Annotated in this window: 13 protein-coding genes and 3 pseudogenes; 11 read left to right on the forward strand and 5 right to left on the reverse strand. The window is 59.1% G+C overall.

Annotated elements, in window-relative coordinates; all coding sequences use genetic code 11:
* Positions 1-331 precede the first annotated feature (331 nt).
* Positions 332-574: pseudogene (locus tag AC1RT6_RS20325) on the reverse strand (SDR family oxidoreductase); the annotation flags it as partial.
* On the opposite strand from AC1RT6_RS20325, the gene AC1RT6_RS20330 reads away from it, so the two are divergent.
* Entirely contained in the window at positions 543-1,094 is a 552-nt protein-coding gene (locus AC1RT6_RS20330; RefSeq protein ID WP_472791566.1) for a hypothetical protein, read from the forward strand. The pseudogene AC1RT6_RS20325 and the gene AC1RT6_RS20330 sit on opposite strands and share 32 nt — an antisense overlap.
* A 2,083-nt stretch (positions 1,095-3,177) precedes the next feature.
* On the opposite strand, the pseudogene AC1RT6_RS20335 reads toward AC1RT6_RS20330, so the two are convergent.
* Together AC1RT6_RS20335 and AC1RT6_RS20340 are read right to left on the reverse strand one after the other, a co-directional pair.
* Positions 3,178-3,532: pseudogene (locus tag AC1RT6_RS20335) on the reverse strand (transposase); the annotation flags it as partial.
* A 503-nt stretch (positions 3,533-4,035) separates the two neighbouring features.
* Positions 4,036-4,223: pseudogene (locus tag AC1RT6_RS20340) on the reverse strand (cold-shock protein).
* A gap of 349 nt (positions 4,224-4,572) precedes the next feature.
* Here AC1RT6_RS20340 and AC1RT6_RS20345 point away from each other — a divergent pair.
* The 5 genes from AC1RT6_RS20345 (at position 4,573) to AC1RT6_RS20365 (ending at position 7,830) form a co-directional block, all read left to right on the forward strand.
* Positions 4,573-4,797: a hypothetical protein gene (locus AC1RT6_RS20345; RefSeq protein ID WP_472790895.1), complete on the forward strand. Its 225-nt coding sequence runs from the start codon at positions 4,573-4,575 to the stop codon at positions 4,795-4,797.
* Between the two features lie 54 nt (positions 4,798-4,851).
* A complete protein-coding gene (ligD, locus tag AC1RT6_RS20350; protein ID WP_472790896.1) occupies positions 4,852-5,790 on the forward strand; it encodes a non-homologous end-joining DNA ligase in 939 nt (312 codons plus the stop codon).
* A 90-nt stretch (positions 5,791-5,880) separates the two neighbouring features.
* The gene (locus AC1RT6_RS20355; RefSeq protein ID WP_472790897.1) at positions 5,881-6,090 is read left to right on the forward strand and encodes a hypothetical protein; all 210 of its coding nucleotides are present in this window, start codon (positions 5,881-5,883) and stop codon (positions 6,088-6,090) included.
* Positions 6,091-6,138: 48 nt separating this feature from the next.
* Positions 6,139-6,432 (forward strand): hypothetical protein, encoded by a 294-nt coding sequence (locus AC1RT6_RS20360; protein ID WP_472790898.1) that lies wholly within the window; start codon positions 6,139-6,141, stop codon positions 6,430-6,432.
* A 996-nt stretch (positions 6,433-7,428) separates the two neighbouring features.
* Entirely contained in the window at positions 7,429-7,830 is a 402-nt protein-coding gene (locus AC1RT6_RS20365; RefSeq protein ID WP_472790899.1) for a helix-turn-helix transcriptional regulator, read from the forward strand.
* A gap of 351 nt (positions 7,831-8,181) precedes the next feature.
* Here AC1RT6_RS20365 and AC1RT6_RS20370 read toward each other — a convergent pair whose 3' ends face one another.
* Positions 8,182-8,412 (reverse strand): DUF6894 family protein, encoded by a 231-nt coding sequence (locus AC1RT6_RS20370; protein WP_472790900.1) that lies wholly within the window; start codon positions 8,410-8,412, stop codon positions 8,182-8,184.
* 206 nt (positions 8,413-8,618) lie between these two features.
* On the opposite strand from AC1RT6_RS20370, the gene AC1RT6_RS20375 reads away from it, so the two are divergent.
* Entirely contained in the window at positions 8,619-8,828 is a 210-nt protein-coding gene (locus AC1RT6_RS20375; protein ID WP_472790901.1) for a hypothetical protein, read from the forward strand.
* Positions 8,829-8,954: 126 nt separating this feature from the next.
* Here the strand turns inward: AC1RT6_RS20375 and AC1RT6_RS20380 are convergent, their stop codons facing one another.
* Positions 8,955-9,440 carry a low affinity iron permease family protein gene (locus AC1RT6_RS20380; RefSeq protein ID WP_472790902.1) on the reverse strand — a complete coding sequence of 162 codons (486 nt, stop codon included), beginning with the start codon at positions 9,438-9,440 and terminating at the stop codon, positions 8,955-8,957.
* 83 nt (positions 9,441-9,523) lie between these two features.
* On the opposite strand from AC1RT6_RS20380, the gene AC1RT6_RS20385 reads away from it, so the two are divergent.
* From AC1RT6_RS20385 to AC1RT6_RS20400, 4 genes are read left to right on the forward strand one after another with little or no spacing between them, the layout of a single operon-like run.
* The gene (locus AC1RT6_RS20385) at positions 9,524-9,793 is read left to right on the forward strand and encodes a hypothetical protein (RefSeq protein WP_472790903.1); all 270 of its coding nucleotides are present in this window, start codon (positions 9,524-9,526) and stop codon (positions 9,791-9,793) included.
* A 41-nt stretch (positions 9,794-9,834) separates the two neighbouring features.
* Entirely contained in the window at positions 9,835-10,020 is a 186-nt protein-coding gene (locus tag AC1RT6_RS20390; RefSeq protein WP_472790904.1) for a hypothetical protein, read from the forward strand.
* On the forward strand, positions 10,017-10,208 hold the full coding sequence (locus AC1RT6_RS20395) for a hypothetical protein (protein WP_472790905.1): 192 nt from the start codon (positions 10,017-10,019) through the stop codon (positions 10,206-10,208). Before AC1RT6_RS20390 ends, AC1RT6_RS20395 begins: the two co-directional genes overlap by 4 nt.
* A gap of 13 nt (positions 10,209-10,221) precedes the next feature.
* Entirely contained in the window at positions 10,222-10,422 is a 201-nt protein-coding gene (locus tag AC1RT6_RS20400; RefSeq protein WP_472790906.1) for a hypothetical protein, read from the forward strand.
* The last annotated feature ends 562 nt before the right edge of the window (positions 10,423-10,984 follow it).

Here is a 10,984-nt window from a genome sequence, read left to right on the forward strand (position 1 = left end):
CTTAGTAGCCCCCTGATGAAAACGGGTTCCACACCCCCGCCGTGGCAATTGACCCTCAAGCTGTGTCGGGCGGGTCCAGCGCAACCAGCGAACGCGTATCCTTTCGCGAAATGTCGGATCCCCCGTTGCTGACGGAATGAGCGACATTGCGGGGAGTCTTTGCCTGCAATTCCTCAAAAGGCCGGGCCCCCAGCCGCTCATACACAAGGTTGGTATTGTAGGTCGTAACAATGCTATAATAACTTTTGCCACCTCTTTAGCTTGTAGAAATTTTCATAAAACTCGTGGGGAATTTTCACCCATGCCGTGACTTCTTTCCGAACGACGAGTTCTAAATATGCAGGATCTCACCCGTAATGTAACTGGAGCACGACGGCGCAGCCATGAAGACATATGCGGGGGCGAGTTCCTCGGGTTGCGCGGCGCGCTTCATTTTGGACTGTTGACCGAAGATCTTCACCTTGTCTGCCTTTTGGTCCGAGGGATTGAGGGGCGTCCAGACCGGTCCGGGCGCAATCGCGTTGACGCGAATACCTCGCTCCATGAGGTGGCCTGCGAGCGAACGTGTAAAGGCGATCAGGCGCGGCATGGAGCGCGAGGCGATGGAGTTCGCCGTCGAGCTGCTGCACACGTCCAAAACCTTCCACACCATGGTCTGCAATCGACTGGAGATCATCACCCACGAAGATCTCGACACGCTGGGCCGCGCCGTGCGTCGTGCCGTCCGTGGCCGCAGCGCTTGCGCAGTCACGGGAGCGCTACAGCAAGTCGAGGGACGAGGCCCGGCTGATGGGTCGGCAACGCCATCCGCATCATGTGCCGGTCGCCAAAGTCACGCGCCGGTTGCCACTTCGCAGCCGCAGTTGGACTGCGGTCGCAGCTTGAGGGCTTCACGCCGACCCATTCCCGACTGGGCGAACGATCAGCACACGCTCAAGGGCAAGGCAATGGGCCGTGGTCTCGATCACTTCCGCTCGGAGGGCGCGAAACTGATACCGGAGCCGACAGACGCTGATCCCTATGAGGATGAAGCCTATCGCTTGTGGGCTCAAAGCAGCAGAGCAAGTGAGCCTCGTCATGGGCACGGAGACTAATGATGCTTCCGCGCATGCGACTTGCCCTTTAGCTGGTTAACAAGGGACGTGGGGAGCGGACGCTTTTCGACAATATACCCTTGGCAGCCCTCCTCGCCGCACTTTGGTCCGCTGCAGCAACTGAAACTGCAAATCTTGCCCCCGCACTTTTCCTCGCATCCCGATGCGTGGGCATCTCCGACGCCGCCCCTTTGAAGCTGTTCACCACAGATTGCAATGACCTGTCTTGCGGTGATTTTTGTCGCCGAGGCTTCGCCTGCGATAAGTGCCGGTGCGATACAGGCTGACATCAGGACCAGTATTCTTCGCATCAAAAGGTCTCCTGTTGAGTGCTCAAAGGCGGGGATTATTCATTCGGGCGCGTTTCGCCAGGATTAACAAAGGCAGCCGATTCGATGAGAGGCAACCCGAACTCTCGCGCTGTCCGGCGCTCATTTGGCGGCGCTCATCACCGGCCATCATCTTGCCATGGCATTGTCGGCAACGAAGGCACCTGCCGCTGCGGTCGTGGCATCGTCATCACCGGCGGCTTTGGTTGCGGGGGCTTTGGACTGGGCTTCGGCTGCGGCGGCTTTGGCGGCTTAACGGCTTCTTCGCCAGTCCCGTCAGCCTTGCGGCCGCGACAGCGTCAATGCAGCGTCCTGCGATCTTGCTCAACGATGCCGCGCATCAATGGTTACATCCTCCACGCTCAGGTGCGGTTTTTTATTTCTGGCCAGGGCTGGAGCGCATCTTGTCGCGCCGCGTGACGACAGGGTCGGCGCTCTCCAGAGCAACGCGAGCCAGCGCATTCACTGGGTGGCAAACAGTCTCCGGATTGCTAGCCCGGCCTTGTCAACGCGCAACCCCGTTATCTTACCGGACCTTGACGCCGCTGAATCTTACCCGGAATGCGGCTGATACAGATCCATTCATCGCACCTCGAGGCTACCTGACCGGCGCCGCCCCAGACGAGGCATGGTGATGACCTACTACAAGCCGGGTAGCGCACCGGACCGCAGTAGGGCGTAAAGTTTAAAGAACCACCCAAGCACCAGGGCGTGGATACTGTTTGATTTCCTGCGCCCGGCGTGAACGGTGTGAGGGGGCCCTGTGCATATGCAACGGAAGTGGTGAAGCTCGCGATACTCAAAATCGCCAGGGCGGTGAGGCGGCGCATTGCAATCTCCATCGTAGCGGATAAGTCTGAAAGCTAGCTTGGCCAAAGATCCTTTGTAAAGATCAGATCATATTGGCGTGCTTCGTCATCGGTCTTAATTTTCTCCTCGATAACCTTCGTATTGCCTTGGACCTCCCCCTCCCTTTAACGGAAAGGAGCGGCGCTATGCAAACAGCGTCGTTTCAAACAAACGCTTTCTTTATTCGAACGCTGCTACGAGGAGGCTGAGCGTTTGCGCAAGGAAGCTGAACAGCTTCCATTCGGCCCGACAGGCAAAAGCTTGAGAGCAGGGCCCGCCAAGCTGAGACTGCGGCCAGCATTAAGGGCTGGCTACGCTCGCCAAAACTACAGCCTCCTAAATAAGCTGCCGCAGCGCGCTAACCCTAGATAGAAACTAACGTGCTGCATCCGCGTTTTGCGAGTATGCACCGCGTTTCTATCTTTGCCGTGATGGTCTGTTTTGTCGTGCTCATTGCACTGTTGCTGTGGGTGTTCTTCTCTTATCCGGGCGCTGTCTGACCCCTGCGCAAGCTCTTCTGGTCCGACCAGTTGAACTGTTGACCACAAAAGGCCCGCCCGAGTTGCGAGTTGTTGGTTTTGTTATTTTGGTCGGGCTTCTGGCCTACCTGCCGGACGTGGCACCCCTTTCAAAGGGCAACCCGGCTTGGTTGGAACGCTCTCCCGCGGTATGCGTGAAGAGCTTCTGAGGACCGCTGATGCGCTTTGACATAGTGCGCATCCTACGGTCCAAAGATCGCTTCGGAGGGGTTCTCTGGCCCGTTCGGCAAAGCCTTATCTATGGTCTTCAGAATCATCTCTAATTTTCGCTTTATGACGGCAGTGTCGTCAGTCTCTAAGGCACCACGAGCCAGCGTTCGGATATTTCACCCGAGGCGGTTGCGCCATGTGCATCCGAGGCTAACGCTTGTGAGCCATCACGAAGGCAGTCTTATATTGGCAGTGGAGGTCACGGCTCAGTTGAAGCGCACTATGGCCCTTTGCGCCGTTGACGAAGATCGCAATAGCCAAGAGATAGTCGCGGACCGGGAGCTTACGGCTTGGGAAGATCGTGCCCGATGTGAACCGAGAACTGATGCGAGCAAGCCTTACACTTGAACAGGCGGCGCGTGGTGTAGGTGTAGACGGCAGCACACTCACAGCGCGGACATACCGGAGCGCCATCGGTCGCGGCCCAACGGATCAACCGGAACGCCTCATAAGCCTCGTCGTCAGAAAGGCGCGCGCCCCCGCTGCCGGTCTTGCGCCGGGTGGGCTTTATTCTTCCTGAACCGTCACTTGCGGAAAAAAACCGCCGGAGCGCTGAAAGCCAGCACTGGAGGGCCACAAGCGGGAAGGCGGAAGGTCTCTAAGGACCGATCAGAGACAATCAACCGCAACTCCGCCGCGCGTCCGTAAGAAATACCTCGCTCGCCAGCGCTAGAATTTGCCGCTTTCAAAGTCGAGGTTTGACATGGCCAGGCGTCATGGTTCGAAGCAACTCACCCTTCAGGACCGTCTTTCAGCCTGGGCTGAGAAGACTCGCGAGCAGGCTGACAAATTGGAACCTGGCCCCGCTCGAGATGCTCTCCTGAAAAAGATCGAGCAGGCGCAAACGGCGACCCGGTATGACGCATTGTCGAGATCGTCAGGATCGCAGCCGCCTGGTGATCCGCACGGTCCGTCGGAGCGAACGGCGGTTCAGGCAACCGAAGGGGAACCGCCCTCACCGGCGGATCGGGACCAGGCGATATAGTCTGCCGGCGTGACCGGCGGGCCGCCTGATCAACCGACCCGAAGATTTTCCGCGCTTTTTTTGCCGCGATTTGCCATGATTTCGTAGCTGATCTCCTGCCCCTCATTCAGGTCGAGAGGCCCGCTCTCTCCACCGCAGAGATATGGACGAACACGTCCTTGCCGCCGCTGTCGGGCTGAATGAAACCATAACCCTTCTGCCCATTGAACCACTTCATTACCAGTCTGCGAGGAGCGCCGGCTGTCGCTCTCGAGTCACGGGCATTCGGCATACTGCGACGGCCACTTCTTTTCCGGAAGGAGTTCGGCGGCGAGCGCATGCATCCCTCAGGCAAGGGCGCGGGCTGGTCGCAGTGGAAGAAGCCTCCTACAAGGGCTAAAGGCGCCTATGACCTTTCCTAAGGCGCGCGGACCGGAACCTTTGCTTTCAAATGCCGTTCATTCGTCGAACTTGCATTATCCGGGAGAGAGCGATGGGACGCGGACTTCTGCTCTGGCTGATCGGCGTGCCGATACCCGTAATCCTCCTTCTGTGGCTGTTCTTCGGCCGTTAGCAGGAGTTTCCTTGTGAAGCACAGGTCCCGCACGAAGCAGACCAGATCGCTCCAGGAGCGCCTCGCCGAATTCGCAGCGGACGCGCGCAGAGAAGCAGCAGATATTCCGGACGGGCCCGAGCGCGAGAGACTGCTGAAGGCGGTGAAGCGGGCCGAGACCGCGTCTGAAATCCAGACGTGGGCGAGCTCGCCGGAATTGCGCCGAAGCAGCCTTTATAGCGACGTTCCTATGGGCTGATACTTGCCCGCTTGTTGCGTTTCCAGCGCGGCAGGCTTTTGTTGAGTAGCGTGAGTGGCGAAGCGTGCGAAATCCCGCGACATCCCGGCTGAAGGTGCCAAGCCCGCGGCCATGCCGGGATTCATCACCCCCCAGCTCGCCAAATTGAGATCACAGGCGCCGAGCGGCGACCAGTGGCTCAATGAGATAAAGTACGACGGCTACCGGGTGCAGCTGCACGCGAGCGGCGGGCGCGCGGCGGCCTACACCCGCAACGGCCTCGATTGGACCAAGCGGTTTGCCGGCATCGCTAAAGCGCTCGATCTTCCCAGGCAGGCGATCCTCGACGGCGAGGCTGTTGTCATCGAGGACGGACGCACTAACTTCTCCGCGCTCCAGGCGGCGCTCGCAGGAGGGAAACAGAGCCGCATCGAGTACTACGCTTTCGACCTGCTGTACCTCGACGGCTACGACCTGCGCGCCGTTCTCCAAATCGAGCGCAAGCGGCTGCTGAAGCAGCTGTTCGACCGGCACGGGCTGAAGCCGCCGTTGCATTACAGCGAGCACATCACGGGCAACGGCGCGGAGATGTTCGAGCACGCGGCGAAGCTGAACTGGGAAGGCATCGTCTCGAAGAACCCCGCGGCGCCGTACCGCTCCGACCGCAACGAAGCATGGATCAAGGTAAAGACCGCGAAGCGCGGGACCTTCCCCGTCGTCGGCTTCGTGAAGGACCCCACCCGCGTCGCCGCGCTCTACCTCGGCAAGCAGGAAGGCAAAGAGCTGGTCTACATGGGCAAGGTAGGCACCGGCTGGTCCCGAACAACCTCGAGCAGGATACGAAAGCAGCTCGATACGGCCGCCGCCGCGAAGTCGCCGCTTACGAAGCCGGTCAGGAAGCCGAAGGCGACGTGGGTAGAGCCGTCGTTCGCCGCCGAAGTCGAATACCGCGACATCACATCTGAGGGATTGCTGCGGCAGAGCTCGTTCATAGGGCTAAGCAAAAGAGATTGAATCTGACACGCAGGCGCGCGCTGGGAACCAGCGGCGGAACTAGCCGAACGCAAGCGCGGTTATGAACGGCAGCAGCTCAGAGGACCTGACATGGACGATATAGAGGCGCAGGCGCGAGACATCATCGCGGAGTACGGCGACCTGACCACGGGGGAAGAGGCGCAGATACAGGAGTTCAAGCAGGCGGTGCAGGACTTTCTTAAGAATGGCCCCGGCATGCCACAGCAGCGGCGCCAGGCCCTGCTCAAGCACATGACGGGCTGGGCGCCGCAGTTCAACTTCCTGATCAGCCCGAATTGATGGTGGGCATTTGCTGGCTAGTTCCGAACCGGAAGGAGTTGAGGCTACATGAGCAGGAAGAACTGGTTCACTGTCAGAGTGAACAAAGCGAATGACAGTGAGAACGATGCGCCATACGAGCCCTTTAACGGGCATACGCTGACTATCAGCCCCGACGGGACACTCTGGATGGCGGACGAGAAGCAACGCGCGCTCTCAATCGCGCCGGGCGGGTATGCCGGCTTTGAGCTTAAGCGGCTAGACGGGGTGCAGCCCGGCGACCAGCTGCAGGTCCCGTTGGAGCGGAAGCAGTTGCCCTTCCCTTCGGGAAGACTGCGCGGCTCGTCGTTGTCGCACAAATGAAATTCGTCCAGCACCCCCGGCGCGCGAAGTGCCCGGCGAGCAGCGCGGCAGTGCTTTGACGGCCGCTTAAGCGGTATTCATCGTTCTGACTAAATTTGATTCTTCCAAGTGGCCTCACTTGGGGTGCACGGTCGCGGGGCTTTGGGGCAAAAGCTGCGGGACCGTGCTTGTGGCCTCTTGGGGGAGAGGGACCGTCGCGAGTATATGTAGGCCTGTTCCACCTATGTAAGGCCGGTGAGCGATTTGCCGCAGCTCTCCCTCAGATGTGATCGCGTCTCCGCATCATGTCCTCCGCGAGCGCTTTCCAGTCCGCGGCGAGCCTGAGCCACGCCTCCCTGTCGGTCGCCCATCCGGGAACGTCCGCGCCGCTTATCGCGTCATGCCCCGGGCGCCGGCCGTCATCTTCCTCGGCGCGGATACTCTGGGTCAGGGCGCTGGTCCTTTTCCTTTGGAGGCAGGCGGAGGGAGGTTCATCGTATGCCGGAGGAGAGCGGGGAGCGTGTGTCGGGATTCGGAGGAGCGCCAATCACGTTTAGCGGCGCGTGGCTGTTTTTCCCGCGTCGCGGAGCTTCCCTCCACTGCGCCCACCGCGCCCTTTCCCTTTTCGGACGGGTACGTCCGCTCGCCGCCGAACGCCGCGTGGAATATCCCGGCGTGCTCCTCCTCGGCGAACATGAAGACCTGGAAGCAGCGGCCGTCGCGGATTACCGAGTGCCCGTGACGGGACAGCGACAAGCCGCGCTCACCAAGTCACCTGCCTACTCATCGAGAGCGGATTATCTTGCAGATGCTGCTCCATCGAGGTGAACTACAGAGGAACCATCTTCAGCTGCGCCGGAAACTGTCCGCAAACTAAAAGCGAAAGGCTGGATCGAGGTTATTGAGCCTGCCGCCTATCGTATTACCCCGGCGGGAATAGCAGCGATGAAAACGAAGATTTAATTGAGGCCGGCGAGCTAAAGCACTTTTGAAAGGTTCTAAGCACTATACGCAGGGATGATCACCCCCGAACAGATTCGCGGCGCGCGGGCCATGCTGAACATGAAGCGAGCCGATTTGGCGAAAGCGGCGGATATTTCAGCGCAGGCTTTGCATAGCGTTGAGCGCGGAGCATCGGTCGCCAGGGCGCCGACCTTGGCCTCCATTCAACGCGCGCTCGAAGATGCGGGCGCGCAATTCGTCCCTGAAAACGGCGGTGGCGCCGGCGTGCGGCTTCGAAACGCTGACCACACGCATAGCCGAGAGCCGCCAACCGGCGGTCCCAAAGGAGCCCTAGTCGATATCCAGACGCTGGTACGCGTTGCTCTGGGGAGCTCTGACCCAGTCGTCATGCGCCGTGACTTAGAGTTGATCCTGACGATCACGGAAGAGGCGCTGAAGGTGGAGGCAGGACAATGAAAGATGCTCGGGAATGGGCTGAAAAGCTGCGGAAAGAAGCAGAGGATTGCAGGATGATCAGCAAGCTCGCAACCAACCCGGCCAAGCGCGAGACGTTTGCTCGCCTTGCGGAATGATCGTCAGGCCGACGACCTAGAGGCGCTTATCGCGTCGGGTAAGCTGCAAGACATGCAATGGCAGGAGCCGGAAATAATTTCAACTTAAAAACCGGACGCTCGAACGTCTAGGAAGGCAGTCTCCTGAATCCGCGCTCTTTAGCCGCTTCATCGTGAACTCGATCTCGCCGTCGGGCAGTTCGCGCCAGGATTCCCCTGAAATGGGCATTCCCTCTCCTACCGATACGCGTCGATGCTATTTCCTTTTCTCAGCGTGCACTTGGATATTAAACAATGGATTGGCAAACTCGTCTGTGACTTCGAGCTGCCACATTTGGCCCGGTCGAAATCGCCCATCCATATCTTGAAGAATTTGGCCGGCCATTACCGTCGCTTCTTTCCAGGCCGCGTGCTTATCGGCTAGCTCCTCGCCGACGCGGTCTGCATGATTTTTCTCACCTAAAACATTGAAGAAATAGCGCAGCACTGGACGAACCTCCTGCACCGCAAAAGCCCGGACAGTCCTTTGGTTCCCCACGTTTTCCCGCGCGTTTGGCTGTGCGGGCAAATACGGCTTGCCCCACCCACCACGCTGCGCGGCGCTGTTCCTCCCAAATTCAAAAATTTTAGAGGTGGCGGAAAGTCTCTTTAAGGACTTTTTAGCTACAAAACAGTCCCGACGGAGAATGTGGAATGACCGCGTTGCTAAAGGACCACGGACTACCTCTTGTTCAACTCAAGGAGCGGCGTCGCGATTTGATTGTTGCGCTGATGGGAAAACATGGCCCGGTATCGGAACGGCAGATTTCGGACTTAGCCGCCCTCCAAAGCGCAATCGCAGCTCTAGAAGCTGTCATCGAGGATCTTGACGCTGAAGCAGGAATGACTCTGCTCGCCGCATAGGGATCGGGGAACGAAATTTCATCCGCCGGCGTTTACTCAACCGGAACGGGTGGACCCACAATGCGCATGACGACCAGATCAGGCCCGCTGTTGATCCGCTCCGGCGGGCCTTTTTGAGCACGCCTTCTAAGCGGTAGTTTGGTCGGCCGCCTGCCCGGCCTTTTTGCCCGTCAGGCAGACTGCGCTTTCGCTGATCTTCTCAGCTTTCGCAAGACGCTCGCACCTGCTTCGAATATCTTCCAGCTCCTCGTCGGTCAGACGCTCAATTCCGACAAACGAATTACGGGCCTTGCCCACCCGGATCAGTTCGTCCAGCTTGGCTTGTATGGCGGCGCCGTCCCGATTCTGAGAGTTTTGGATCAAGAACACCATCAGGAAGGTGACGATGGTGGTGCCGGTATTGATCACCAGCTGCCAGGTGTCGGAGTAGCCGAACAGCGGACCGGTGATGGCCCAGATGAGAACAACGGCTACGGCAGCGACAAAGATCGGAGCGCGGCCCGCCGCCCGCGACGTAACGTTTGCGATCTCGCCGAACAGCTGCGAGCTTTTGCTGCGTTTCTTATCTCCACCCTGACCCTCTGCCTTCTCTGTGCGCGCCGTGCTAGCCATTGGGCACCAATCGTTCCATCGTTGTTGCGGACAGAATGACGCACCACCGGAAATTAGGTTCCTAGCTCGAAAGCAGGTCGAGAATGACTCGCCTTCAGAAATTCGTCGAGCAAGGTACGGACGTCGAGCCCGGACGCACTGCGTACGCCTTCAGTCAGGATAAATTGCCCCCTCCGGGCGAGAACCTAGAATGGAATGCTGTGCCCTCGTTCAATGCCGGTGATGAGGTTTTGCGGAACCCTGACCTTAAGGACCTTTTCATGACGGCGATCACCGAGGGTGTCGCCATCCTGGCGCCGCCCACGGCGGAGGGAGCCGTGATCGGGGGCGGCCTCTCTAAGTCGGAACGATAGGTCCGCGGACGATTTATTGCTCGCCAACAGGAGCAATAACCATGGTTGATCAAGACGCGGGCAAGGAAACCGAGGGCGCACTTCAACACGCCGCAGACCAAGTTCGGGACGTCACGCGAGAGATGGCTGATAGGGTGGTAAACGCAGGCTCAGCGGCCCACGATCAGGGATCCGAGCTTGTCGCCAAGGCTCCTGGAAGTGCCCTTCTCGCGGCGATGCGGCTTTGAGTTCAGAGGATCGCGCGAAGAAGCTCACTACCTTGACGGCGGATAAGCTCGCAGTTGAACGCGAAGAAGAACACTGGATTTCTGATCTGATCAGCAGCGGCATGAACCTGGAGCGCCGAACCGATGCGGATGCCAGAGCGGTTCTTGGTGTTCAAAGCGACGTGTCGCCCGACGACGATAATCACTGAAAGGACTCGCGAAATGTCAGCATTCGAAGAGATCGATCAAAAGCGACGCCTGTACGAGCGAGAGATCCACGAAACCTACGCGCTTGCCCGCAAGCCTGAGAAGGCCGCCGGCTTCATCGCACGCGGCGTGACCGGTGCTGAGTGCAGAGCAGAATTGATCGGCCGGCGCATTGATTTAGCTGCTGAGATGCGCCGTCGGCACGGGATGGATTAGATTCGGCGTGGCCTTTTAGGAAGCTCCATCCTTGGCGGGCGGCCGCGCTGACGTCGGGCCAGGACGGCGGCGACGCAGCAATGTGTCGCTGTGGCTCGACAAACCCCGGCCCGGCGTACTAGTGGCGCGCCGGGGCTGGCACATTCAAGCCGTCGATTAGCGAAACGTACGCTTTTCGGAAAGCAACGTTTGAAGCAGCGCTGTCGCCGAAGTCTGCCGCGCAGACGTCCCCAGAGGCTAAATGTGTTTGAGATTGTTTCGATCTAGAGCTATTCTAAATACTATCCATTCCCCGCCTAATTCTCCCACTGTATGCATGCGAAATTAGCCGAAATTCGGGGGCATTTATGAGTTGTTGGTTCACGCGGCGTTGTGGACGCTCTTTTCTTCTGTCAACGAGCGCCGTGGTCGCGCTTGCCGCCGGAATTTTGGCGGACAGCAGCTTCACGTTTGCACAAGAATCGCGATCGTCCGCCACGACATTACCGAAAGTGACGATTGATGCGCCAACACAGACACAGACCCGGCGTCGTCGCGCGTCAACTGCTGCACCGCGAACTGT

This window comes from Nitrobacter sp. MLSD-S21, from assembly GCF_058809865.1.